We start from the raw sequence: 22,783 nt of genomic DNA on the forward strand, positions 1-22,783 counted from the left end.
TTAGATGGCCGTTGAGACAGTGCAGCTTCATAGACCCACCTTGGCCAGGTACGCAGCGGTGCCGTCGTCGGCGACGCCGTTCGGATTCCCGGCCTCACCGACAGGAATCCCAGCTTCGCTCATGCGTTCGACGAAGCGCCGCAGCGCGGCCTCGCTCGTCACGAGCGTGTCGCCCATGCGGATTGCTTCAAGACGAACGCCCCGGATGCCGCGCGCGTGAAAACGCCTGATGCTGCTGAAGCTGAACGGCGAGCCCGTCTTTGGGTTGACGAACCAATCGACCTTGCCGTGCGCGACGGCAGACAGCGGGTAGAGAGGCCTTTCGCTCGCGGGGTCAATGGGCATGCGATACCTCCACACGCTCCGCCGGCGCCGTTGCCCCGCACTGCGCTCGCTCTAGAATGGCGGCCTCGACGGCGACGACGTCGAACAGCAACTGTCGTCCAGCTTTTACGTGAGGCAGTCGGCCAGCTTCGGCTTCGCTACGCAGCCACCCGACCGGCACGCGAAGGCGCCGAGCGAGTTCGGAAACGTTCGCAAGTCTCGATTGCGATTCCATTCCCGCATTATGAACTGTGGGCAAAACGCTAGTGGGTAGTTAACGGGTAATCAGAAGGTAATCAGAGGGAAGATCGGGCGTTTTCTGGCACTTTTCAGATGGAACGGTCAACTGCGGTTGACTGTTTCAACCGTTATGGCTGTCCCCGAGCACGCCGCGCCCCTTGTCGGTCAGGTAGACGCCACCCCGGTCGGTGAGTCGCCGCAGGTAGCCCAGATCAATTAAGCGGCGCACGCGGACCCCGCACGTTTTCGGCGAGCGCCTCACCCTCGTGGCGAGGTCTACCACCGTCAATGCTGATGGGGATGAAGCGACCGCCTGCAGGATCAATAGATCTTCCTTGTCGATCGCAGGGGCGACGGGCGGTTGCACGGCGACGGCAGCTGGCGGGTTCTGCTCTTTCGGTAACGGCTCGGCAGCTGCCACCGGACGCGCGGCTTCTAAGTCGCCGTCGATTCGCTTTTCAAAAGCCTTCAACTCACGGACGAGCGCATTGCGAATTGCTTGGAAATGCTCTTCGAACGCGTCGCGATCGTCATCCGATAGGGAGAACTTGGCCGCCGCGGCTGCCAAGTAAGCCGACTTGTCTCGCGAGTGGTTGCGGAGCTCAATCTTCCACCCAAGCCAGATGGCTCCCGATATGATCCATGCCGCGTCGTGCGCGCTTTCATAGGAGTTGTTCACGTACTGCAACGGCTCGACGTTTACAGATCTGGCCGTGGCCATGAATGCCGCCTCGACGTCGGGATCAGCATCGTCAATGATGCTTCCGCACCTTTCCCTGAACCAGTCCGATGTAGACCCATCAGCTTCCAGCCAGGACACGAGCGACGATTCGAGCTCATCGTTGAAAGCAAACGTTCGATCTGGGCCGAGTGCTCTGTCCGTCATCGCGCCGCGAAGCTTGTTGTCAGCGCGGACGACTGCCGAGCTCGCATTAATAATGCTGATCTGGTCGTCGGCTGTCGCTGCCCTCGCCAGATCGTCGAGTGCCAGCACGAGCTTACGCGCCATTCCAGCCATCGTGGCGAGGCTGCCACTCAGCCACCTACCCCGATGGAAGTACTCATTAGCTTGCGCGAAGACGTCGGCTGGAACTTCTCTTGATCTGTCTGACATTGGCAACCTCGCTGGCAGACGGGCCCACGCTGGGCGGCGCGATCGAGGTCGGATCGTGCCGCCCAGGTGATTTAATCCCGCACGCTGGCCGGCGACGGGAACCCGAACAAGCATCTTACAAAGTTCAGCGTGGCAGGCGAATAGGAAGGCGCGATTTGATCTTCTGCACTTCGTCAGGATCCAGCGACGATTTCCAGAATGAAAGCCACTCATCGACAAGGTCTTGGGGAGCTCTGCCGGTTCGAACGCTCGCTTGCGCTAGGCTGAATAGCGTCTTCCCGTTCGGCCGCACTTGGACAACCTTCGCCGGGCGCCAGTAAGGCATCGGAGACGCCACATAGCCCACCTTGAAGAGCATATCTTCGATCCGGCCGGCTTTGGGAGGTGGCTCGGCTACATACTCAGCGAACTCTCTCATAAGTCGCGTGGGCGATCTGTTGGTCATGCTCGCCGCCGCCTCCAGTGTGACGATATCGTTCCCGTCTGGCTTCAGGCGGTCGTTCCGCCAGCCGACAGGCGTGACGGCGACTCGCAGATCGAAGATGCACATCGGCTCGAATTTCGACTTCGATTTAAGGGTGCGCTTCATCGCCCACCGCCGATCTCGACACGCGCCGCGTCGTTAACGTAGTCGGTTAGCAGTTCGGAAAACGTCGACCGGAACAGATCGCGTAGGCGATCGCCGCCGTCGGCGTCGCCCGTCCGTCGAAGCGCTTGCTCGACGGAAAGCACAGTCTTCCCGTTCGGCATCACCGGCCAGTCGTACTCGTCGAGCGGCCACAACGGAACGACTACGTTGCCCTCGCCGATCTCGAAAACGATCGGCAATGTCTTAGCATTGATCGCGATCACCCTGACGCCAGGCATACCGTGGTCGAGCATAGCGGCCACGTACCCCGGCGGGTCAAACTGCACGCGGATGGCCAGTTCGTAGGCCTCCCGCCGTGTGCGAACGCCAAGCCCGGCGTCGATTTCGACTTTGCCTGCCACGCGGTAGCCCGTGGCAGTCCGCTCGATCCCATCGAGCTTTTCAAAGACCGACCGGACGTTGGGGAATCGCAGCTGCAGCGGATACGACCGCTCACTGAGGTCCGGCGAGAACGTAACGGCGTTGCAGGGTTTGCGGCGCGCGGCCGCGGCGAGTACGGTGCTCATGTTGAGCCTCCACAGAAGGTTCGACCACGCCGTCGGGTGGTTGCACACCGCGACGGCATTTTCGTTTCAAGCCGCACACGTCATGCGACCGACATAGGTACTATAACGCGATTGCGTTACATATCAAGCGATCGCTTGATATTCGCTAAATCGATCTTAGGATGGTCTCTATGGGTGTCGACACGAACAAGATCCGCACGCTCCGAATAGCCAAAGGTTTGACGATGGCGGCGGTCGCGCAGCTCGCTGGCATGCGTACAGCTCAGCAATGGAACGGCGTGGAGTCCGGCGAGCGCAAGAATCCTTCGATCGACACCGTGCAGCGAATGGCGAAGGCGCTCGGGGTCAAGGTAGACGCTCTGCTTAAGTGACGCCCTGGACACCGGTCTTTGACCGTCGCCGGGCTGAGGGTTAGAACGGGGTTATTCTCCAATTGGAGAACAACCCGTGGAAGTAGGTGGTTCTGGCCGACACCGAAGCCCGCGAGAAAGCCTGAAAAAGCAGGCGTTTTCCGCTAGGTCGTGATTCCCCCGTGACGCATGACACGCTGGGGGTCACAGGTTCGAGCCCTGTACCGCCCATGACCATAACTCACGCCGAATGCTGAATTAGCATACCTGCCAATGGTTGGCAGTGCGGCCGAAAACCCCTGACTAAAAACGGAAGATTCCGTTTTTCGGGGCCATCGGAGCACTCGCCATGCCGAAGCTATCCCCCGGAAAAGTCCCGAAGTACCGACTGCATAAGCAATCGGGCCGCGGCATCGTCACGATCCACGGCAAAGACAAGCTCCTGCCCGGCAAGTACGGGTCACCGGAGAGCCGCAGGGAGTGGGCGCGCCTCACCACCGAATGGCTTGCCAGAGAGGGAATGCCGCCCGCCCCGGAAAACGGAAGAACGGAATCGGAACCCCTGACCGTCGCCCGCCTGGTGGTGCAATTCTGGCGACACGCCAAAACCTACTACCGCGGCACGAACGGCGGGATCAGCCACGAGGCATATCATTACCGCGACGCCCTGCGCCCGGTTGTGCGGTTGTACGGGGCTACGCCTGCCAACAATTTCCAAGGGCCAGCGCTGGAGGCTGTGCAACGCGAGATGATCCGGCTCGGTTGGTGCCGAAACTACGTCAACCGCCAAGTCAGCCGGGTGCGGCACGTCTTCACATGGGCGCTGGCCAAAGGGGTAGTAAACGCCGACGTAGTGGTCGCACTGCGGGCGGTCACCGGACTGAAGAAGGGCCGCAGCGGAGCGCGTGAGTCGGGTAAGGTGAAACCGGTGGCCGATGCCCATATCGCGGCCGTGCTGTCTCACCTGTCGCCAACGGTTCGCGCGATGGTGGAGTTGCAGTCCATCACCGGCATGAGGCCCGGCGAGCTGTGCGACTTGCGCGGGGTGGATCTGGACATGAGCCGCACGCCTTGGACCTACCGCCCCAGCACCCATAAGACCGCGTATATGGATAAAGACCGGAGCATCGACCTAGGCCCGCGTGCCCGGGCGATAATCGAGCCGTTCCTACGGGCTGACGTGAATGCCCACATCTTCAACCCTGCCGACGCTGCTGCGGAAGGCCGGCGACGCCGCGGTGAGACGCGCAAGACGCCAGCAAGCTGCGGGAACGCCCCCGGCACCAACCGCAAGCGCCGCCCAAAACGACGGCCCGGTCATCGGTTCGACGTCCATGCCTACCGCCGGGCCATCGCCCGCGCCTGTGAGACTGCTTTCCCCTTACCGTCGACCCTGGGGCCGCGCTCTGGTGAAAGTCGCCTAGCATGGCGAGAACGGCTAACGCCAGCTGAGCAGGCCGCGGTGAAGGCGTGGCGCAGGGAGCATCATTTCCACCCGCACCGGTTGCGACATTCGGCAGCGACCCGCTGGCGAGCCGATCATGGGCCGGATGCCGCGCTCGTGCTGCTGGGTGATTCAAGCACGAGGATGATTGACGTTTATGCAGAGAAAGATCGGCGGCTGTCGTCGTCGATCATGGAAAAGATCGGTTAGAATTTCTTAGGGACGGCCGGTTCGCTACCGGACGATCGGCTTGGCGCGGTGCATGGCTTGCACCTGTAACCACCACCGCCCAAGTCCTTCCCGCTACCTACAGGTGACAGTATGGAAACGCAGGACGACCAGGTTGAGTACGCAACGCACTTTCTTTCAAATGCCAGCGGAGCGTTTGACCAGATGCAGTCGTTTTACTCCAGGTTCACTCACAATGAAGATCGCAGCAACTTAATCGGCAGGGTTGCTGGGCTGTTTCAAAAAAGGGAGGACCCGCGGCACGCAACGTCCTTCGAATTCCGATATGGGGTCTACGAAGACGTGCGTCACATTATTGGTGACGAAGGCTACGACTACCTCTCCGAGAAACTTCAAGTGATAGCCGAGCGGCTCGAAAAGAAAGCGTTGACAATCGAAGATGAAGCGAAGCTGCACTTCACGAAGATGAGACATGCTGCGTTAGACCTCACTCGACTGGTTTTAGGGACCGACTACGAGCGATCCGAACACGGCGTAAAGATCCTGCGGATCATCGAGTTGATCGAGGCTTACTGGGACGCACAAGGCGAACCAGATTGGCGGAAACGTATGCTCGGCTACTTGAACGATTTAGTTGAGTTGCAGGATGCAATTCGCGGAATCGATATCCCTCGCCTCGTGCAATCGCGACGCTCGGAGTTCCCGCCCTTCCGCCGCTATGAGGAAGATACGCCAGTTCGATCGGATAGCCCGCCGGTGCTTCCTGCGGAGGATGAGTCGCCCGGGGATCTAATCTCCATGGATCAAGCGGCGGCGCTAGTGGGGCGAACTAAGCGCACCGTTCAAGGTTGGAACGAAATCGATCCAATGCCGCTGCCAGAAGTCGAGGGGGGTGGAGGCAAACGGCATGAATACAGCTACGCGAAGCTAAAGCCATGGCTGGAGCAGCACTCTGGACGCAAGCTCCCGGACCAATTGCCCGACCTGCGATAGTTTGCATGAAGTGCAAAGCGGCGAAATCCAACGAAAAGCAACGAACCGCCTTTTTACAGTGCTCGCGTCTTTAACGAGAGGCGAACACTATGACCGATTCATTCCTGAACGAGCCAGCCATCACTTTGGCAGAGGCAACGCGACTGCCCCAACTCGCACGCAACGGCCGCCGTCCAAACCCTTCCACGATATTTCGCTGGGCATCCTGCGGGGTCCGGGGCGTCAAGCTTGAGATTCGCCAGGTGGGCGGCAGTAAGTGCACGAGCCGCGAAGCCGTCACGCGATTCATCGCCCGCCTGAGCGGTGACGAGGGTGCCCCCGTCGCTCGCATCAATCCACCCGCAGGCACCGGTGGCGGCGCGGTCGAACTGGAGCTTCAGGCGGCTGGGTTCTAGCCGCTGATTTCCAGTTTGCCCGTCTATATGTGAGAGGGAAGTAAAAAAGGCCGCAGCACCGGGACTCTACTTCGGTGCTACGGCCTGGGACTCCAAATGCATTCTAGCAGTCGCACGCCATCACTGCCAACCACAAAACGCCGCAGCCGTCCCGCAAGGAACGCTGTAGCTAGCGTGCTCGTGTCGTCGCTCAAGCCGTCCGCAACCAACGACTCCCTATACCGCCCGATCGACACCGACGACGCCAACTTTAAGAAGCTGGTGCGCAGCGTCCTGAAGCGCGGACGTGTCATGCAGCCGCTACTGGCGACGCGCGACGGAATCCTAATCAGCGGTCACCGAAGGCTAGCCGCGGCAAAGGTCGCACAGCTTGTCGCGGTGCCGTGCCAGTTCACGGAAAGGGACCGCCAAGATTATAGCGATGCCGAATTTCTTGAGCTGATCCGTGAGCACAACCTGCAAAGGGAAAAGACGCTCGCGGAGCAGCACAACGAGGCGCTGGTAGACGTCGCCCGCGAAGGCACCGCCTACGCCGACCTGCTGGCCGATCGTCAGGAGAAACTAGACAAGTCTGGTTTCTCTTTAATGACGTTCGACATCGTTGGCGAAAAGGTCCGTTCCGAGATATCAAAGGCGCTTCACCCGTTCCTAATTGCGTGCATGCGTGTCATCGACCAGAACCGCGATTTCTGGCCCCTAAGCGTCCGCCAGATTCACTATCGCCTGCTGGGTGAGAACGCCCCGCTAAAGCACGCGAGCAAGCCCGGATCGACGTATGTGAACGATCGCAAGTCTTACCAGGCGCTCAGCGACCTGCTGACGCGCGGCCGCCTCGTTGGTCGAATCCCTTGGCACACCATCAGTGATGAGACACGCGACTTTGAGGGCTGGCCAGTCCATCAGGCAATCGGACCCTACATCACGTCTCAAATGGATCGGTTGTTCACCACCTACTGGCGTGACCGCCTGCAAAGTCAGCCGCATCACGTCGAAGTCATCGGTGAGAAAAATACGGTTAAGACGATCGTGAGTTCCGTTTGCCGTGAATACACCGTGCCCTACTCGATCGGCCGCGGCTACTGCAGCATCCCGCCACGCTACGAGATGGCCCAACGCTTCCGACGAAGCGGCAAAGACCGCCTAATCGTGCTGATCCTCAGCGACTTGGACCCGGACGGTTCGGAAATCGCGCAGAGCTTCGCCCGGTCGATGCGCGACGACTTCAACATCGCAAACATTGAACCGATAAAGGTGGCGCTGACGCCCGAGCAGATCGACCAGTACGACCTGCCGCCGAAGATGGTGGCCAAACCAACGTCTAGCAACTACGCCAAGTTCGTCGCGGCTCACGGGCAACACGTATTCGAGCTTGAGGCTCTGGAGGCGTCGCAGTTGCAGGACGTATTGCGCGATGCAATCAACCGGGTGCTCGATATTGATCTTTACAACCGCGAAGTCGAAGCCGAGGCCAGAGACGCGGATTACCTGAAGGCATGCCGGCTAACGCTCATCAAGGCCGCGCAGCAGATGGGAATACGCGGCCTGTCAGCATGAGCTTCCCGCCCCCGCTGGCGAATAGCTGGCGCGAGGCGGTTTAACAAGCACCTTCGGTCGCCCGCCTGACACGCGGCCGAGGGGATCACAAAAGTACCTGCGGGTACGAGGTTGATGGCTTAGCCTGTTCGCGAAAAGCCAGATGTGAGGCGTAGCCGGTCGAACCGGGCATGACGTTACAGACATCGGGAGCTAACCCCTACCCGGTGCCGGTGGCTGCTATGTGAATCCCCTCAATCGTCGGCTGTGCCCGTGGTGGCGTCGGACGGTCAGGGATTGGTTCACATGACCACCGCGCTCGACTCGACCGAAGCGGCCCGCCCTCGTCAGCGGCGAAATGGTGAAAGATCGAGGAACACACACGCGTACCGAGTTCCAGGCTCATACTGCACCGTCCCCTGTGTCAACGCACAGGGGTCACTCCGCAACCCGTTTCCTTCTCACCTGCTGTTTGGTGCTGACGGTGCTTAGTGCTGTCTTTCCTGTCTGAGCGTAGCGAGGTGGCCTGATGAGGGCACTGTACCCGGTGCCTGAAGATGGCCATGTATTGAGCGCTTTATTGTACGATCAGAGAACTAACAGCTAATCGAGCGCGTACTATTAGAGGGTGACCGTGCTGAACTGTGCTGATCTAGATCATGCGTCTGAAGCGATGATGCCAAGGGGGTGCGCACCTGCGCTACCTGCCAAAGTTATCCACAAAATCGGGCCGCCCGCGGCGCCGGAACCGCCACATTCACGCCCGCTTTCACCAAAAACCCCTGCTTTTCGGCCAAAAAGAGCCGGCGCCTGCCCTACCGACCGGTTCCGCAACCCATCTGCGGGCTGTCTGGTGCCGAGTGCATCGGGGAAGCAACCGGGAAGCGATGGGAAAGCACCTGAGAAGCAACCGAGAAGCACCCACCACACAGGAGCGACGAATGGGTAACAACGGTCCTAATGTCAGAGAGACGAATCGAAAGTGGCTCACGCTGCCCGCGCGCATCGGTGCCCGCGATGCGGAAGAGATCGGGGCGAACCTTGCCACCATGGCCGACCCCGAGTGCCGCACACTCTACTCCGAGAGCGACCTGCTGCGGATCGAGGACGAGCTGCCAGAGCTACAGGACCAGGTGCGATACGCCAGGATCATCCATCACGCGCGGGGCGTGAAGCCCGAGGCGCGACATTATCGCCGGGCCTGCACCTGCACCGATGCGATTCAGGCAGACTACGAGCCGTCGCACGGACCTTACCCGCTGATCATCCCGCCGATGGCGCACGTCGAATGCGACGCGCACGGCCAGCCCTACTCGATCAATGGGATGCACGTCACCCAGCGGATCCACACGCCGCCGGCGGCGCTGGCCGATTGGGACCGGCGATACAACGAACTGGCCAAGGCCCGGAAGTCGACGCCACCGCGAGACGAGTATGAGTTCGTGCCGATCGTGCTGACCGACTACATCGACGAGCTGCCGGTGCACAGCGACCCCGAACCGCGGCCGGCGCGTGGCGTGGAGTGGCGCACGCCGTACGCTGCCACGCTGCCCCCGTCGCTCCGCAACATCCACCTGCGGTACGAGCCGACGTTCGCCGGAATGACGGGCCAGCCGTTGCCGCAACCCGGCCGGCTGCGCATCTTCGACACCTACCGCGCCCAGTGGGAACGCGAGTGCGAACGCTTGGGAGTGGACGTCACGCCCTATTGGTTCATCAAGGGACGCTGGCTGTTCAGTCTCGATACGACGCCAAGCGCCGTCTTCAATCGTCGTGGTCTCCGTCGTCAGCGCCGCCCACGGGGGCAGGCGATCCCGGCGAGCTGGTCGAGTTGGGAACCACCGCGCAGAGATCGCCCCGAATACCCGCACGGGCGAATGGACCTCAACGGCCTCTGGCGAATCGACCGTAGGAAGGTCGCCTCCATTTTCCTACGCATCACGCGACCGCAGCACGAGTGCGCGACGCTCTACTTCCACGAGGGCTACACGATCGCCGAGGTGGCGCGTGCCAGGAACTGCGCGGTCAGCACCGTTCACGAACTGATCGAGCGAGTCCGAGAGGAATTCCGCAGGGAGGAACTGCCGGACCCGAAGCCCAACTCGCTGTCCCCCACCGAATCGGGCTGGGAATCCGGTTACGTGCTGGTGAGTGCTCGCACCGCCTACGAGGATGAGGTGCGCCGCGGGTTCAAGCCGCCCCGCAAAGGTGCTGACGTGAATCCGTTCGCGCCCCGCGACAAAAATAAAATTGCGTAAGTTGTCGCCCCCACATCATTTGCACGGGATCCGACCACTCCGAATCGGTAAATAACCGAATTTCCCGTCCGTACTTGTAAGGGGAAGCAAGTGAAAATTGAAAGCCGCCGGTTGTGCTGACCGACGGTTCATAGGGGGGGGGTACTTCCGGGGTGCCTTCCCCCCAGAATCCCGAAATCCCGAAATCTGAAACACCCACAACCCATCGCACGACGAAGCCCGACAGGGCTTTCTGTCGTTGCGCCACACACCCCGAAGGAGAACGAATGCGAAAGCTAAGGCGAAAGAACGTGCCACCGGAGCGGCAACCGTACTTTGATGAGGCGATGAACTGTTACCGCGTCCCATTGACCAATGGTCGCACAGCGACAATCGACGCTGAAGACGTCGAACGGGTGTCGCAGTTCCTATGGCGATGGAGGCCGCACAAGTCGCTGGCCAATGGGCAAGCGGAGCACCGCCTGTACGTGTCGCGCACCGAGTACACAAACGTGCGGCTGAGTCGATTCATCCTCGGTGTCAGTGACGACGTTCGGTTCATCAACCACATCAACGACGACTCGCTCGACTACCGAAAAGCGAACCTGCGGACATTCACGCGAGAGGAGTCGTCCCGACACTTCAAGAAGATGAAGAAGAACCGCTTTGGTGACACGCCAAGCAGCCGCTTCAAGGGCGTTTCGCGGTTCCAAGACACTGGTAAATGGATCGCCCAAATCCGAAAGGACGGGGTGAACTATTACCTTGGCCTATTCACAGACGAAGAGGCCGCGGCCCGAGCGTACGATGCCAGCGCGTTGGAGAAGTTCGGCCACGCGGCGCGCATCAACTTTGCCATCCCACTGACCCAGGAGGCCGCATGAATCTGAGCTTGAACCTTGGCTATTGGACCGCCGAGTTGGACGACGCCGACGCCGGGATCATCTCAGGCTACGCGTGGCGACGCACGCGATGCAACAAGAAGGGCCGGCCGCGCGTCGAAGCATTCCGATTAGATGGGACGCGCGTATACCTCGAACGCCTGTTGCTTGGATTGGTTGACGACGGCCAATTCTACGTGAAGTTCCTGAACGGAAACCGACTGGATTTCCGCCGGGCAAACCTACAGGTGATGCACGTCGTCGATCACCTCGTGAGCCAGCCTAAGCTGCGATACCACGACCCCAACCGCCAGCCCACCAGCGAGTACAAGGGCGTGCATTGGGCCTCCACCAAATGCGATGGCCGCTGGTGCGCCAAGATCCGCTACGAGGGCACGCAACGGCTAATTGGGTGGTTCAAGGACGAGGTTAAAGCCGCTAAAGCGTACGACCGCCGCGCCGCCGAACTTTACGGCGCTGAAGCCTACTTGAACTTCCCCCAGGAGGTGCCCACCGCCAGGCGTCTAACCCCTACACATCCTCGCAACGTGACCAAAGTTTCACCCAAGGAACCATGGAACGATATATCCGTCCGAAACGACGCGCCAAGCGTCTGAAGCCGTTGACCGATGCGCAGTCCGCGCGGCAACTCACCTGCTACCGCCCCGCCGGCTGTGAACACGTTCGCACCGACGTGCTGATCGTCACCGACCGCTACATCGCCCGAGCCGCGAAGGCCGAGAGCCCCACAGCCAACCGAGTGGCGCTGTTGAACGCGCTGGCCCGATGCTGCGGACCTTGTTCACCCACTGGCTGCAACCCGACGCAGCACCGCTTCGCCCTTGAACGCTTCGACGCCGCAACGGCTTGGAAGCGCACGCAGAAGACGCCCCGCCGCCGCATCGCCGCCTGATCATTTCCATTATCGCGGTATTGATAGAGGGGGGCCATATTCGCGGCCCGCCCGTTCGACCTTTTTCCCATTTCGCCCAATAGCCGCTGGCCCAGCCAGCAGGAGCACGCCCATTCCACGCGCATCAACCGTACGCAAGCAACGTCTTTCCAATAACCGCCTCTATGTAGAGGGACTGACCAAAGCACTGACCGTGAAGGAACGTGCCGCGCTCGCCGAAGTCCTGCAAGGCAACCAGAGCACGGAGGAGATCGGCCAGGCCATCGGACTGAGCGGACGAATGGTGCGATACCAGACGGCCGCCGCGATGAAGAAGCTGGCTGCGAAAGGGATCGACGCCACGAGCCCGCAGAGAGGAAGACCGAGAGTGCCATGGATGGTGTCGATCGACCCCACCGACATCTGCAACCTGTCGACGAGAACGAACAGCGAGGGACAGACGGTCGGACGATGGGAAGGTGACGACGAGCCGAAGGAAGCCGAGCCGTTAGACGACGGTGAACGTGCGACCGAACCAACGAACGCACCGCTGGTGACAGGATGCCAACGGTGCAAGACCGGCAAACGCCGGATCGGCGATCGCTACTGCAAGAAATGCACGAAGGCCGTGATGAAGGAAATGCGACAGAACGGTTACCTGACTTAGAGAGAGTTTCCTTGGGGCCGGGCGCGGTGGCTTTCGACCAACGAACCACCGCCCGGTTTTTTGAACTGCACCACACACACAGACAGAGAGACAGAACCATGACAACCGTAATACCTAAAGACCTCGCGCACGGGATCATCAACCGACTCATTGACCGGCCGAACGTCGAAGTCATCGGCTGCGAATCCGAGTTGTCGGAATGCGAGCTTACGCCGGACCTCACCACCAACACCCGTCGATACGCACCAGGCGACACGATCGCCGTCACCATCACGCTGCGCTACACGGATTGGGTGAAACCGGCAGACGCGATAGACGAGCCGACCGACCTGCGTCGTGTCTACCACCAGCTAAAGAAGGTCGCACACCCAGCACGTAAGGCCGCTGAAGCAATCGACAAACTTCTCACCGGTGGTGTGCTGGTGGAATCCGTGGAGATCACCAAGGACCGCGACAAAGCGTCATAGCTTTCAGTGGGGGCCGAAACCTGAGCCGGGGGCTTCGCTCACAAAAAAACAGACCCCCAGACCCGTACCGAATGCCGAAGTCTTGAACATTTTTTAGACCGTCTGACCAAGGGGGGCTATCCCCCGCACCAATGCCCGACCCCTTCGCCAACATCCCGACGCTCGACGCCGCCGACCTGACCGACATCTGCGAGATCGACGGCTTGGGCGAGCCGTTCGACGACGCGCCGGACTTCGACCCCGAGTTAAACCCGGAGGTCGACGCCACGGCCCGGCTGGACGACGCGCACCTGCACATGCAGACGCCGAGGCGCAGGCTGTTCATCGACTACCGCCCCGACCCCGACGCGCTGCTGCACCTGAAGACGTTGCCGACCGAGGGGCAGACGTTGCACGGCGTGATCTGCCAGAAGTACGCCGCATGGGATCTGGTGCCGGCGCTGATCGGTCGCACCGGTCGCAACATCGACGAGCTGTACATCGCCACGCTGAGCTACGGCGCGGGCAACGCCAAGGAACTGCTGGCGCTGCTGGACGAGGGCCGAATCAAGCGGTGCAGCCTGATCGTCAGCCACTATTTCAAAGCGCAGAACCGCCAACTTTATGACTCGCTCGTGCCGCCCCTGCTGGAACGTGGTCACCGTGTCATCGCGATGCGCAATCACAGCAAGCTGCTGTTGATGCAGACCGCGGGCGCTGGAAGTTTCGTGGTGGAAGGTTCGGCCAACCTTCGCAGTTGTAAGAACGTCGAGCAGTTCTGCCTGACCCGTTGCCGCCAGTTGTACCGCTTTCACCGCGGCTGGATCGAGCGGGAACTGTTCGCCCGTCGCGAGGAAGGGAAGACCAATGACTAAGACCAATCGCCCGCCCGCCCCGGAAGAGATCGACGGCGAAGCGCTGCTGGAGTGGGAGCGGGTTTGCAACGAACTGGAATCGTTGAACCAGCTTCAGGCCACCGACCGCGCCATCCTCGTGCTGTATGTCGAGACATGGCAGACCTGGCGACGGGCGACGGCCGGCGTGAACAAGCACGGTGCCGTTATCCGCTACCCGAACAAGACCGTGGGGCCGAGCCCCTTCTACAACGTGGCGAAGGACTGTGCCAAGCAACTGCGCGGCCTGCTGGCCGACCTGGGACTTAACCCCGCCGTGCGGCTGAGCAACGCTGGCACCAATCCCGCCGACGAGCCCGAGCCGGACTTCACCGCCTAACCGAGAGGATGCCCAGCCACCCCTGCAAATGGCCGACGTGTGACGAGTACGTTTCCCGTGCTGGCGAATACTGCCCCGACCACGCCGAGCAGGGCCGCGAGGTTCGGGCCGAACGGTCATCGTTCTACGACCAGCACCTGCGCGACCCCGACGCCAAGCGGTTCTACGCATCGGCCGCGTGGCAACATGCCAGAGCCCGCAAGCTGGCCACGAACCCCACATGCGAGTTTGAAGGGTGCGCGCGTTTCGCTCAGCACGTTCACCATCGCAAGCCGCTGAAGGATTGCACGACGTCCGAGCGAGTCTGGCAACCGAACCTCGAATCGCTCTGCCCACGCCACCACAACGAGCGAGAGGCCCAAGTCAAACGGAGATCCCAATGAACCCCACCACCACCGCGCGCAAGCCGCGCCTGCTGCGGAAGACCAACACCAATGGCTATCTGATGCTGCGCCGACCGTCGCACCCGATGGTCACGCGCAACGGCTACGCCTACGCCCACCGCGTCGTTCTCTTCGACCGGATCGGCCCCGGCCAGCACAAGTGCAACTGGTGCCCGCGCATCGTCACATGGGCGCACCGCTGGCCGCTGCAACCCGACAGCCTCACGGTCGATCACGTCGATTCCGCCAAGGCCAACAACGACGACGCCAACCTCGTGCCCTCGTGCCCGTCCTGCAACTCGCGACGGGCAGCGGCACGCCGGGCGGCGATCAAACGCTTGATGGGGAGGCTGGCGGCTTGAAGCGGCTTGAACTGAAGGAAGACGCCGAATTCTACTACGACGAAGCCGCGGCGATGGCCCCGGTTCGGTTCGCGGAGAAGTTCTTGCGCCACTACGAAGGGCAATGGGCGGGCCAGCCGTTCACGCTCATGGATTGGCAGCGCGACGAGGTGATCAAACCCCTCTTCGGCTGGAAGCGCCGGAAGGATGGCCGCCGCCGGTTCCGCGAACTGTGGTTGCTGACCGCCAAGGGAGCGGGCAAGACACCGCTGCTGGCGCTCGTGGGCATGTTCATGCTGCTGGCAGATGGGGAGGAAGCGCCGCACATCATCAGCAGCGCCACGGACGTGCCGCAGGCCCGGCTCACGTTCGACGCCGCCAAGAAGTACATCGCCGCCAACCGGACGCTGGAACGCGCCTGCCGTAGTCTGCAACACGAGATCAAGGGACCGAAGAACGCGAAGTGGGAGGCGGTGAGCGGATCGGCGGAAGGCCGACACGGTTACCGCCCCACCTGCCTGCTGATGGACGAGGCGCACGAGTGGCCGAATGGTGCGCTCTACAAGAACCTGACCGCCAATATGTTCAAGCGGCCCAACTCGCTGACGTTGGTGACGACCAACGCCGGTCCCAGCCGCACCTGCTTCGCGTGGTCCCTGCACGAGCGTGCCTTGGCGGTCCTGAACGGCACGAGCGACAACACGAAGCTACTGCCGGTGATCTACGAGACGCCGGAAGACATGGATTGGACGACCGAGGCCGCGGCGAAGGTCGCCAACCCTTCCATCGGCCACCTCGTTCAGTTTGAAGACCTCGCCACCGAACTGAGCGACGCGAAGCTGAGCGACGACGCCGAGGCCCGGTATCGTCGGCTGTACCTGTCGCAGTGGCAAAAGACGGGTGAGGGCCGCTGGCTGAGCATGGCATTGTGGGACGCGTGCGAGACGGTCGACGCGCTGACCATCCCGACCGACGCCGCGCTATTCGTGGGGCTCGACCTGAGCCTGGGCGACGACCTTTGCGCCGTCGCGTTCGTCTGGGCGACGCCCGAACGGTTCTACCTCGACTCCCATTTCTGGACGCCCAAGGCCACCGCTGAGGGGTACGAGGCATCGCACGGCGTGCCGTACCAGAAGTGGGCGAACGACGGGCATATCACGCTGGTGGACGAGCTGACCATCAGCGGCGCGGTGCACGACCGGATCGCCGCCTACATCGTGGAGCGTGCGAAGGGTCACAAGGTCCGGGCGATCTGCTTCGACCGCGCCCACGCCCTGCACACAGTCAAGGCGCTGGAGGCCGCGGGATTGCGGGCGGTGCCGATCGGCCAGGGCTACGAGGTGTCGCCCGGCTGCTTCGAGCTGGAACGCCGCATCAAGGAATCGACCGTCACCATCCGCGCCAACGGCGTGCTGCGGTTCTGCGCGACGAACGCCGAAATCTACGAGGACCAGCGCGGCAACATCTACCCGATCAAGCCGGGGGCCAAGGGCAAGTTCAAGGGCACCAAGCACCTGAAGATCGACGGCATATCCGCCGCGGCCAACGCCTTCAAAGAAGCAAAGCGTCACACGTTCCCCAAAGTCCGAACCATCTTCAAAGGACCCAGAGTCATATGAACCTCGCACCCGAAGCATTGGAAGTGATCAACATGGGCGGCAGCTACGAGGGCGGGATCATCCCCCCGGCGCTGATCAACGCTTACTCCGCGATGGCCATCACCCCCTACTGGCGGGCGATGAACTTTCTGGCCACGAACCTTGCGGCGTTCCCGCGGTCGGTGCGCCAGAACGGCAACCGGATGGACGACGCCGAGCCGCACCCGCTGGCGAAGCTGCTGCGCCGCAAGCCCAACGGCTACCAGACGCCGCAAGTGATGTGGCGGACGTTCTACTACCACGCCGCCAACAAGGGCAACGGCTATCTGTGGATCGAACGGGACGCCGCGACGTTCAAGCCGATCGGCCTGCACAACCTGTTGCCCGAGGACGTCCACCCAATCCGGTACATCCACGAGGGCGAGAAGACGCCAACGCAATACTACCTCGTGCGATCGACCAAGACCGTGCTGAGCGGGGCCGACGTCATCCACATTCAGGCGCTGGGGCACGACGGGCATTGCGGCACGAACCCCGTGGAGCAGCACGAGGCGACGTTTCAGCAGGCCATGGCGCTCGACCGGTTCCAAACCCGTTTCCTGCAAAAGGGCACGATGATCCGGGCGGCCATCGAGTTGCCCGAGGCGGTCGGGGCCGACGATGACCTCGTGGACGAGATCCAAGAGACGATGCGCCGCTACTTCCGCGGTGCCGATGCCGAGCGCGATATCGTCGTGCTGCCCAACGGCGCGAAGCTGAACAACGCCACGCTATCGCCGGCCGACAGCCAGCTTGCCGAGCAGGGGGCGGTACTGACGAAGAAGATCGCCCAGATTACAGGCGTCCCGCCCCACTTCCTCTACGAGTTCAAGGATGCCAAATACAACAACCTGACCGAGCAGATGGGCCAGGACGTAGTGCGCTACACGTTCCTGCCGTGGATTCAGCAGACCGAGGAAGAGCTGACCGCCAAGCTGCTGACCGACGACGAGCTTGACGAGGGCTACGCGATCCACCTGAACCCCGACGCCCTGCTGCGCGGATCGTCCAAGGAGCAGATGGAAGTCGTCACCCTTGGCGTCAAGTCGGGCATCTACACCGAGAACGAGGGCCGCGGGCTGATCGGGATGCCCGCCGTGGCCGACGCCAGCGCCAACCAACTCAAGCGGCTGGGCGACACCGCGCCCCCGCCGGCCGCTGGCGACGCGGAAGCCGAGTGACCATTTCCATTATCCCTGTCTCATTAGGGGACCACTATGAAAAACGAAGCGCTGAAGTTCTACACCATCGACACGCAGTTCGCCGTCGCATCGACCGAGGGCAAGCCGACGACCCTCACGGGCTATGCGATCGTCTACAACGCGCTATCGGACGACCGCGGCGGCTACCGCGTGCGGATCAAGCCCGGTTCGGTGTCGTTCGCCAAGGAGGTGCAGGCGCTGTACTACCACGCCCACCCCGAAGTTCTGGGCACGACCGCCAACGGGTCGCTGCGCCTCACGTCCGACACGTTCGGCGTGAAGGTGGAGATCGACCTGCCCGACACCCAGCGCGCCCGCGACGTGGCCGAGCTGGTGGGCAAGCGGTACGTCACCGGGATGAGCTTCGCCATGGTGAGCACGCCCAAGGGCACGTTCACCACCGAGGGCGGGCAACGCATCCTCAACGCCGAGGCGTTCACCATCGACGAGGTGACCGTGACCGGCATTCCCGCGTTCGTTCAATCCAACATCACGGTGAAGACGGACGACGACGCCCGATTCGCCAGCCGCCGGGCCGACGCCCTGCGCCTCGATCAATTCAAACTCGACCTGTACCGGCTACCGGGCGCGTTGCCTGCCGCCGTCTAACCCTAGCGCCCCATAGTCGGGCCAGAAAGAGATTGTCCATGGACACGAAGTCACTGCGCGAAGAGTTCAGCCGCCTCACCACCGAGGGGCAGACCCTTCTCGACACCCTCGCCACCGAGAACCGCGACAAGTCGGAGGCCGAAGAGACGGCCAGCGCCGCCCGCTTCTCGCGATTGGAGAAGATCAAGAGCCTGCTGGACGAGCAGGCCAAGTTCGCCTCGCTCAAGCTGGCCGACGACGCTGGCGACGGCGACGCCAACGTGGTGCTGCCGAAGGAAGACCCCGGCCGCGACGCGTTCAACGCGTCCGAGGGCAAGGGCGCGAATGGCACCGCGGCAGAACCGAAGGTCGACCGCCAGCAGTTCAACCGTGCGTTGAACCACTGGGCATTGACCGGCGATATGGCCCGCCAATTCGCTACTATCACCACCGCCACCCAGTCGGGCGCGTTGCTGCCCAAGATGGTGGCGCAGCCCGTCGTCGTCACCTACCCGACGGCGTTCCGCCAGGCCATGGCGCTGTATGGCGTTCAGCCGGTCAGCGGGTCGAGCACGGCCGAGATGAACCTGCCCGTGGTGATCGCCGCCGTTGGCAGCGACCTGTCGGAGACGGCCACCAGCGGCACGCAGAACGAGCCGTCGCTGACCGAGACGATCAACCTCAAGCCGGCACCCATCCAGTCGGGCCAGGCGTGGGTATCGAATCTGGAACTGGCCGCGCTCGATTACGACCTGCTGGGGTCGCTCGTGCCGTCGCTGATCGACGCGAAGGAAATGCGCCTCGAACAGAAGGCCATGGCCGCGATCATCGCCGACACTGGCATTACCCAGAGCGAGGCAACGGCCACGATCTCGGGCCTGACCTACGACAACCTCGTGGACCTGAACAACAAGCTGGCCACCCGCTGGGACCGCCAGAAGGTCATCATCCTTTCGCCCGCCGCCTACACCGCGGCCTGCAAGCTGACGGGCGACGACGGCCACCCGGTGCTGCTGAAAGACCCGCAGAACCAGACGCTGGTGCGCCTGAACGGCACGCCGGTGCTGAAGTCCGATTACCTCGAAGCGTTCGGCGCCAACAAGGTCGTCGGCATCCTCGTGAGCCTCGTGGGCTTCCGCCTGCGCGACGCAGGCACCCAGAAGATCGTGCGCCACCTCGACGACAAGGACAAGGTCGACCAGACCGGCCTGAACGTCATCGGCTACCACGCGTGGGGGTACGCCCCGAGCGCGATGGTCAAGCTGAAGTGCCCCGCCTCGTAGTCTCCTGTTTGGGGTTGTGTGGGACCGTGGGCGGGTTAACGCCCGTCCACGGCATTTCAACAGGAGAACCGGAAATGAAGATCACGTTTCAGCAGACATTTTCGACCGAACGCCAGCTATTCCGTGGCGGCAAAGAGTACGACGTGACCGACGCCCAGGGCGCGGAGTTCGTCGCCAGCGGCATCGCCAATCGCACGGATGGCAGCACGCCACCGCCCGCGGAACCGGAGCCGATCGCCGCGGGCGCTGACCTGACCCGGAACGATGGCGACACGGCCACGGCCGTCACCGAGCCCCCGAAGCCGAAGCGCAAGGGCCGCGCCCGGAAGGGCGACGCCTAATGGTCACCTACGGCCCCAGCTTCGCGCAAGAGTTCCTGTGTCGTGCGCCCGACGTCACCACGGGGCTCTACCTCATCGTTCACCGCAACGACGGGCTGGCGTTCGACGTGACGCAGCACACTTGGATGGATTGCACCCCGGAGAATTGGGGGCAGTTCACCGAAGGTTTTGTTGCCAAGGGTAGCGGGATCTACCGATGCGTGATTCAGCACGACACGCTGACGGCCGGCGAGCACTACATCTTCTCGGTTTACGAGATGCTGGGTGAGCAGCCCGCCAGCACCGACCGCCTGCGCGAGACGTTGCACAAGGCCAACTGGGGCGTGATCGCGCCCGACGCCATGGTGGGCGACCCGATCGACCACAACACGGGCAGCACCGATGCGCTGCGCGTCGTCGACACCGGCGGCAACGGCATCGACGGCGTGGTGATCCGCGCCTACCTCGCGACCGACTACACCGACAACGCCAGCGCCGCCAGGGTGCAGGGGCTTTCCGTCACGCTGGCCGATGGCCGGTGGGAACGTCCGATCTACCGCGACCCGTCGCTGGCCTACACGCTCACGATGCACGCCGCGGGCAAGCTGGTGGGCCTGCATGACCTACCTGCGGAGGGAACCTAATGCCGATCGTGCTCGACCCCATCCAGAGCGGCGACGTGCCGGAGGGCGCGAATGGTCGCCATACGAAGTGGAGCGTGACCACCCCGCCCACGACCACGCCCGTATCCGCGGGTGATGCTGGCTACTACCTGAACCTGAACGAGGGCGGCGTAGATGAGACGTTCCCGCTTGAGTTGATGGTCGCCGCGGCCGTCGAGCACGCCGAGGACGTCATGGGAACGTCGCTCATGCCGCGCACGATGCTGGCGACGTTCTACAACGGCGCACCGCTGCTGCTGCCCCGCGGCCCGCTGCTGGAAATGATCGGCGTCGCGGACGGCAACGAGAACGCCGTGACCGATTACAAGGTCGAGCACGTCGGCCGGCGGCGCACCTACATCGTGCCCGCCGCCGGACTCACCTACCCGGTCAGCATCACGTATCGGGCGGGCTACGCAAACGCCGCAGCGGTGCCTGCCGACATCAAGCTGGCCATCCTCGCGCACGTCGGCACGCTCTACGAGAACCGCGAGAGCGTCAGCGACAAGCCCAAGACGCCCGTCCCGCACAGCCTGGAAGCGTTCTACCGCCGCAAGGGTAGGAATGTGGGGATCGGATGAACGCGGGGTCGCTGCGCCACACGCTCACGCTTCAGCGCCCGGTATCGGTCACCGACGCTTACGGCGAAACCACGGCGACGTCGTGGGTGGACGTCATGCCCATCCGTGCCGCCCTCAAGCCCACGCGTTCGGCCGAGAACCTGCGCGCGAGGCTGAAGGGACTCGAAACCAGCTTTGAACTGACGATGCGGTACAGCGCCGAGGTCACGTCGGAGCGCCGATTCCTTTGGGAAGGGAAGGAGCTCTACATCGACGGCATCATCGACGTGGACGGCCGACACCGCGAGATGCGCGTCACCACCTTTAGCCGCGTCGAGGTGCCCGGTGGCTAAGAGTCCGCAGATCAAAATGAAGGGCGACAAGGCGCTGATCAAGAAGCTGAAGCGCCTGGGCGACAAGCGGAAGATGCGCAGGGTGCTGCGGGCCGCGACCAATGCATCGGCGCAGGAGATCGTGAAGGCCGTGCGCAAGCTATGGCCAACCGATTCGGGCCTGAGCAAGAAGAGCGTCATCAAGAAGATCCTGAAGACCAAGAGCGGCTACACCGCCATCATCGGCATCGACAAGGACGCGGGCGTGCCCGGGCACATTCCGAGCAACATCGACCACCTGATCGAGCTTGGCTGGCAGACGAAGGACGGCGTGTCGGTGCCCGCCATCGCGCCGCTACGCCGCGGCTACGACAGCGCCAAGGCCGCGGCTGAAGCGAAGTTTGCGAGCAAGGCCAAAGAGGCAATCGAGCGAGAGGCACGGAAACCCTGATGGACGTGGAAACCGCAATCGTCGCCCACCTTCGCGCCGTGCCGCTGATCGAATCGCTTTCGGGCGGTCGCGTGGTCCCCGCGGGCAGCAGCAGCGTGCTGCGTCCCAACATCGTCTACCAGCGATTGACGACCAAGCGCGAGTACAGCAACGACGGCCCGACGCACGCGCCGTGGGCAACGGTGCAGATCGGTTGCTGGGCCGACACGCTGAGCGTCGCGCGCCAACTGTCGGACGCAGTAATAGCCGCACTGGACGGATTCACGGGCGAGGTCAACGGCTTTCAGATCGACGCCGTTTTCATCACTGACGAAAACAGCGCCCCCGAGTCCGCAGCGCCGGGCAAGGAAGAGGGCATCAAGGGAATTCTGGTGGACTGTGTAGTTCACTATCAGGAATAGCAGGCAGCACTTTTAGGAGCTTCACAGCATGAGCACAGCAACGAAGGCATACGGGTCCAAGATCGCCGTCAGCGCCACTGACGCCAGTTACGTGGACATCGCGCAGACGGTCGACCTGGCCGGGCCGTCGCCGGAGGTGGGCGAGATCTCGATCACCAACAACGACAGCCCCGACAACTGCAAGGAATACTTGCCGGGCATGATCGAGCCGGGCGAACTGGAATTTGAGATCGTCTACGAGAAGGAGCAGTGCGCCGACCTCTACGCGATGTTCGGCGACGACATCGTTTACTTCTGGCGCGAGACGTACCCCGACGGTTCGACGTGGAAGTTCAAGGGCTTCCTGAAGTCCTTCGGCACCGAGGGCGAGACGGAAGACGGCGCACTGACCAACACGATCTCCATCAAGCTGACCAGCAAGCCGGTCTACACCGCGACGCCGGTCTAACGAGCACCCAAACCGAGGGGGGAGCGTCGCCCAACGTGAAATGGCGCTCTCCCCCTCTTTTGTTCCACCACCCCACACAGAG

30 protein-coding genes are annotated in these 22,783 nt (G+C 62.5%); 26 read left to right on the plus strand and 4 right to left on the minus strand.

All coding sequences use genetic code 11. From position 1 onward, the window contains the following. Positions 1–27: 27 nt before the first annotated feature. From VGN72_07675 to VGN72_07690, 4 genes are all read right to left on the minus strand, one after another. Positions 28–345 carry a DUF1580 domain-containing protein gene (locus VGN72_07675; protein ID HEV7299227.1) on the minus strand — a complete coding sequence of 106 codons (318 nt, stop codon included), beginning with the start codon at positions 343–345 and terminating at the stop codon, positions 28–30. Between the two features lie 340 nt (positions 346–685). Further along, a complete protein-coding gene (locus VGN72_07680; protein HEV7299228.1) occupies positions 686–1,573 on the minus strand; it encodes a winged helix-turn-helix domain-containing protein in 888 nt (295 codons plus the stop codon). Positions 1,574–1,802: 229 nt separating this feature from the next. Continuing rightward, on the minus strand, positions 1,803–2,267 hold the full coding sequence (locus VGN72_07685) for a hypothetical protein (GenBank protein ID HEV7299229.1): 465 nt from the start codon (positions 2,265–2,267) through the stop codon (positions 1,803–1,805). After that, positions 2,264–2,833, minus strand: a complete 570-nt coding sequence (locus tag VGN72_07690; protein ID HEV7299230.1) for a hypothetical protein — start codon at positions 2,831–2,833, stop codon at positions 2,264–2,266. The genes VGN72_07685 and VGN72_07690 overlap by 4 nt, the downstream gene beginning before the upstream one ends. Before the next feature lie 170 nt (positions 2,834–3,003). On the opposite strand from VGN72_07690, the gene VGN72_07695 reads away from it, so the two are divergent. From VGN72_07695 to VGN72_07820, 26 genes are all read left to right on the plus strand, one after another. Continuing rightward, complete coding sequence (locus VGN72_07695; protein HEV7299231.1) at positions 3,004–3,204, plus strand: helix-turn-helix transcriptional regulator; 201 nt, start codon at positions 3,004–3,006, stop codon at positions 3,202–3,204. Between the two features lie 328 nt (positions 3,205–3,532). Then, positions 3,533–4,837, plus strand: coding sequence for a hypothetical protein (locus tag VGN72_07700; GenBank protein ID HEV7299232.1), 1,305 nt, complete (start codon positions 3,533–3,535; stop codon positions 4,835–4,837). A 111-nt stretch (positions 4,838–4,948) separates the two neighbouring features. Further along, positions 4,949–5,809, plus strand: coding sequence for a hypothetical protein (locus tag VGN72_07705; protein ID HEV7299233.1), 861 nt, complete (start codon positions 4,949–4,951; stop codon positions 5,807–5,809). Between the two features lie 89 nt (positions 5,810–5,898). Then, positions 5,899–6,204 (plus strand): DUF1580 domain-containing protein, encoded by a 306-nt coding sequence (locus VGN72_07710; GenBank protein ID HEV7299234.1) that lies wholly within the window; start codon positions 5,899–5,901, stop codon positions 6,202–6,204. 174 nt (positions 6,205–6,378) lie between these two features. Further along, the gene (locus VGN72_07715) at positions 6,379–7,758 is read left to right on the plus strand and encodes a ParB/RepB/Spo0J family partition protein (GenBank protein HEV7299235.1); all 1,380 of its coding nucleotides are present in this window, start codon (positions 6,379–6,381) and stop codon (positions 7,756–7,758) included. A gap of 920 nt (positions 7,759–8,678) precedes the next feature. Next, the gene (locus VGN72_07720; protein HEV7299236.1) at positions 8,679–9,995 is read left to right on the plus strand and encodes a hypothetical protein; all 1,317 of its coding nucleotides are present in this window, start codon (positions 8,679–8,681) and stop codon (positions 9,993–9,995) included. A 266-nt stretch (positions 9,996–10,261) separates the two neighbouring features. Then, entirely contained in the window at positions 10,262–10,858 is a 597-nt protein-coding gene (locus VGN72_07725; protein HEV7299237.1) for an AP2 domain-containing protein, read from the plus strand. Further along, positions 10,855–11,472, plus strand: a complete 618-nt coding sequence (locus VGN72_07730) for a hypothetical protein (protein HEV7299238.1) — start codon at positions 10,855–10,857, stop codon at positions 11,470–11,472. The genes VGN72_07725 and VGN72_07730 overlap by 4 nt, the downstream gene beginning before the upstream one ends. After that, the gene (locus VGN72_07735; GenBank protein HEV7299239.1) at positions 11,430–11,768 is read left to right on the plus strand and encodes a hypothetical protein; all 339 of its coding nucleotides are present in this window, start codon (positions 11,430–11,432) and stop codon (positions 11,766–11,768) included. The genes VGN72_07730 and VGN72_07735 overlap by 43 nt, the downstream gene beginning before the upstream one ends. A gap of 193 nt (positions 11,769–11,961) precedes the next feature. Next, positions 11,962–12,414 carry a hypothetical protein gene (locus VGN72_07740; protein ID HEV7299240.1) on the plus strand — a complete coding sequence of 151 codons (453 nt, stop codon included), beginning with the start codon at positions 11,962–11,964 and terminating at the stop codon, positions 12,412–12,414. A gap of 98 nt (positions 12,415–12,512) precedes the next feature. After that, positions 12,513–12,881 (plus strand): hypothetical protein, encoded by a 369-nt coding sequence (locus VGN72_07745; GenBank protein HEV7299241.1) that lies wholly within the window; start codon positions 12,513–12,515, stop codon positions 12,879–12,881. Between the two features lie 131 nt (positions 12,882–13,012). Then, complete coding sequence (locus VGN72_07750) at positions 13,013–13,735, plus strand: hypothetical protein (protein HEV7299242.1); 723 nt, start codon at positions 13,013–13,015, stop codon at positions 13,733–13,735. Next, positions 13,728–14,093: a phage terminase small subunit P27 family gene (locus VGN72_07755; protein ID HEV7299243.1), complete on the plus strand. Its 366-nt coding sequence runs from the start codon at positions 13,728–13,730 to the stop codon at positions 14,091–14,093. Before VGN72_07750 ends, VGN72_07755 begins: the two co-directional genes overlap by 8 nt. 8 nt (positions 14,094–14,101) lie before the next feature. Further along, positions 14,102–14,476: a hypothetical protein gene (locus VGN72_07760; GenBank protein ID HEV7299244.1), complete on the plus strand. Its 375-nt coding sequence runs from the start codon at positions 14,102–14,104 to the stop codon at positions 14,474–14,476. Next, entirely contained in the window at positions 14,473–14,838 is a 366-nt protein-coding gene (locus VGN72_07765) for an HNH endonuclease signature motif containing protein (protein ID HEV7299245.1), read from the plus strand. Before VGN72_07760 ends, VGN72_07765 begins: the two co-directional genes overlap by 4 nt. Beyond that, complete coding sequence (locus VGN72_07770) at positions 14,760–16,436, plus strand: terminase large subunit (protein HEV7299246.1); 1,677 nt, start codon at positions 14,760–14,762, stop codon at positions 16,434–16,436. Before VGN72_07765 ends, VGN72_07770 begins: the two co-directional genes overlap by 79 nt. Further along, complete coding sequence (locus tag VGN72_07775; GenBank protein ID HEV7299247.1) at positions 16,433–17,635, plus strand: phage portal protein; 1,203 nt, start codon at positions 16,433–16,435, stop codon at positions 17,633–17,635. The genes VGN72_07770 and VGN72_07775 overlap by 4 nt, the downstream gene beginning before the upstream one ends. Positions 17,636–17,671: 36 nt before the next feature. Then, positions 17,672–18,265 (plus strand): HK97 family phage prohead protease, encoded by a 594-nt coding sequence (locus tag VGN72_07780; protein ID HEV7299248.1) that lies wholly within the window; start codon positions 17,672–17,674, stop codon positions 18,263–18,265. A 38-nt stretch (positions 18,266–18,303) separates the two neighbouring features. Then, the gene (locus VGN72_07785; GenBank protein HEV7299249.1) at positions 18,304–19,527 is read left to right on the plus strand and encodes a phage major capsid protein; all 1,224 of its coding nucleotides are present in this window, start codon (positions 18,304–18,306) and stop codon (positions 19,525–19,527) included. Positions 19,528–19,601: 74 nt separating this feature from the next. Beyond that, complete coding sequence (locus VGN72_07790; protein HEV7299250.1) at positions 19,602–19,868, plus strand: hypothetical protein; 267 nt, start codon at positions 19,602–19,604, stop codon at positions 19,866–19,868. Further along, positions 19,868–20,491: a hypothetical protein gene (locus tag VGN72_07795; GenBank protein ID HEV7299251.1), complete on the plus strand. Its 624-nt coding sequence runs from the start codon at positions 19,868–19,870 to the stop codon at positions 20,489–20,491. Before VGN72_07790 ends, VGN72_07795 begins: the two co-directional genes overlap by 1 nt. Then, a complete protein-coding gene (locus VGN72_07800) occupies positions 20,491–21,090 on the plus strand; it encodes a head-tail connector protein (GenBank protein ID HEV7299252.1) in 600 nt (199 codons plus the stop codon). Before VGN72_07795 ends, VGN72_07800 begins: the two co-directional genes overlap by 1 nt. Then, positions 21,087–21,422 (plus strand): phage head closure protein, encoded by a 336-nt coding sequence (locus tag VGN72_07805; protein ID HEV7299253.1) that lies wholly within the window; start codon positions 21,087–21,089, stop codon positions 21,420–21,422. Before VGN72_07800 ends, VGN72_07805 begins: the two co-directional genes overlap by 4 nt. Next, entirely contained in the window at positions 21,415–21,852 is a 438-nt protein-coding gene (locus VGN72_07810) for an HK97 gp10 family phage protein (protein HEV7299254.1), read from the plus strand. Before VGN72_07805 ends, VGN72_07810 begins: the two co-directional genes overlap by 8 nt. Continuing rightward, on the plus strand, positions 21,852–22,253 hold the full coding sequence (locus tag VGN72_07815; GenBank protein ID HEV7299255.1) for a DUF3168 domain-containing protein: 402 nt from the start codon (positions 21,852–21,854) through the stop codon (positions 22,251–22,253). Before VGN72_07810 ends, VGN72_07815 begins: the two co-directional genes overlap by 1 nt. A gap of 28 nt (positions 22,254–22,281) precedes the next feature. After that, positions 22,282–22,701, plus strand: a complete 420-nt coding sequence (locus VGN72_07820; protein HEV7299256.1) for a phage tail tube protein — start codon at positions 22,282–22,284, stop codon at positions 22,699–22,701. The last annotated feature ends 82 nt before the right edge of the window (positions 22,702–22,783 follow it).

The organism is Tepidisphaeraceae bacterium (genome assembly GCA_035998445.1).
GTDB lineage: Bacteria > Planctomycetota > Phycisphaerae > Tepidisphaerales > Tepidisphaeraceae > DASYHQ01.

Coding starts and splice junctions, on each gene's coding strand:
- VGN72_07720 (HEV7299236.1), top strand. CDS start 8,679: ATGGGTAACAACGGTCCTAATGTCAGAGAGACGAATCGAAAGTGGCTC.
- VGN72_07750 (HEV7299242.1), top strand. CDS start 13,013: ATGCCCGACCCCTTCGCCAACATCCCGACGCTCGACGCCGCCGACCTG.
- VGN72_07685 (HEV7299229.1), bottom strand. CDS start 2,267: ATGAAGCGCACCCTTAAATCGAAGTCGAAATTCGAGCCGATGTGCATC.
- VGN72_07705 (HEV7299233.1), top strand. CDS start 4,949: ATGGAAACGCAGGACGACCAGGTTGAGTACGCAACGCACTTTCTTTCA.
- VGN72_07680 (HEV7299228.1), bottom strand. CDS start 1,573: ATGGCGCGTAAGCTCGTGCTGGCACTCGACGATCTGGCGAGGGCAGCG.
- VGN72_07820 (HEV7299256.1), top strand. CDS start 22,282: ATGAGCACAGCAACGAAGGCATACGGGTCCAAGATCGCCGTCAGCGCC.
- VGN72_07700 (HEV7299232.1), top strand. CDS start 3,533: ATGCCGAAGCTATCCCCCGGAAAAGTCCCGAAGTACCGACTGCATAAG.
- VGN72_07755 (HEV7299243.1), top strand. CDS start 13,728: ATGACTAAGACCAATCGCCCGCCCGCCCCGGAAGAGATCGACGGCGAA.
- VGN72_07795 (HEV7299251.1), top strand. CDS start 19,868: ATGGTCACCTACGGCCCCAGCTTCGCGCAAGAGTTCCTGTGTCGTGCG.
- VGN72_07780 (HEV7299248.1), top strand. CDS start 17,672: ATGAAAAACGAAGCGCTGAAGTTCTACACCATCGACACGCAGTTCGCC.
- VGN72_07765 (HEV7299245.1), top strand. CDS start 14,473: ATGAACCCCACCACCACCGCGCGCAAGCCGCGCCTGCTGCGGAAGACC.
- VGN72_07675 (HEV7299227.1), bottom strand. CDS start 345: ATGCCCATTGACCCCGCGAGCGAAAGGCCTCTCTACCCGCTGTCTGCC.
- VGN72_07690 (HEV7299230.1), bottom strand. CDS start 2,833: ATGAGCACCGTACTCGCCGCGGCCGCGCGCCGCAAACCCTGCAACGCC.
- VGN72_07730 (HEV7299238.1), top strand. CDS start 10,855: ATGAATCTGAGCTTGAACCTTGGCTATTGGACCGCCGAGTTGGACGAC.
- VGN72_07760 (HEV7299244.1), top strand. CDS start 14,102: ATGCCCAGCCACCCCTGCAAATGGCCGACGTGTGACGAGTACGTTTCC.
- VGN72_07815 (HEV7299255.1), top strand. CDS start 21,852: ATGGACGTGGAAACCGCAATCGTCGCCCACCTTCGCGCCGTGCCGCTG.
- VGN72_07710 (HEV7299234.1), top strand. CDS start 5,899: ATGACCGATTCATTCCTGAACGAGCCAGCCATCACTTTGGCAGAGGCA.
- VGN72_07790 (HEV7299250.1), top strand. CDS start 19,602: ATGAAGATCACGTTTCAGCAGACATTTTCGACCGAACGCCAGCTATTC.
- VGN72_07725 (HEV7299237.1), top strand. CDS start 10,262: ATGCGAAAGCTAAGGCGAAAGAACGTGCCACCGGAGCGGCAACCGTAC.
- VGN72_07800 (HEV7299252.1), top strand. CDS start 20,491: ATGCCGATCGTGCTCGACCCCATCCAGAGCGGCGACGTGCCGGAGGGC.
- VGN72_07695 (HEV7299231.1), top strand. CDS start 3,004: ATGGGTGTCGACACGAACAAGATCCGCACGCTCCGAATAGCCAAAGGT.
- VGN72_07775 (HEV7299247.1), top strand. CDS start 16,433: ATGAACCTCGCACCCGAAGCATTGGAAGTGATCAACATGGGCGGCAGC.
- VGN72_07745 (HEV7299241.1), top strand. CDS start 12,513: ATGACAACCGTAATACCTAAAGACCTCGCGCACGGGATCATCAACCGA.
- VGN72_07805 (HEV7299253.1), top strand. CDS start 21,087: ATGAACGCGGGGTCGCTGCGCCACACGCTCACGCTTCAGCGCCCGGTA.
- VGN72_07785 (HEV7299249.1), top strand. CDS start 18,304: ATGGACACGAAGTCACTGCGCGAAGAGTTCAGCCGCCTCACCACCGAG.
- VGN72_07735 (HEV7299239.1), top strand. CDS start 11,430: ATGGAACGATATATCCGTCCGAAACGACGCGCCAAGCGTCTGAAGCCG.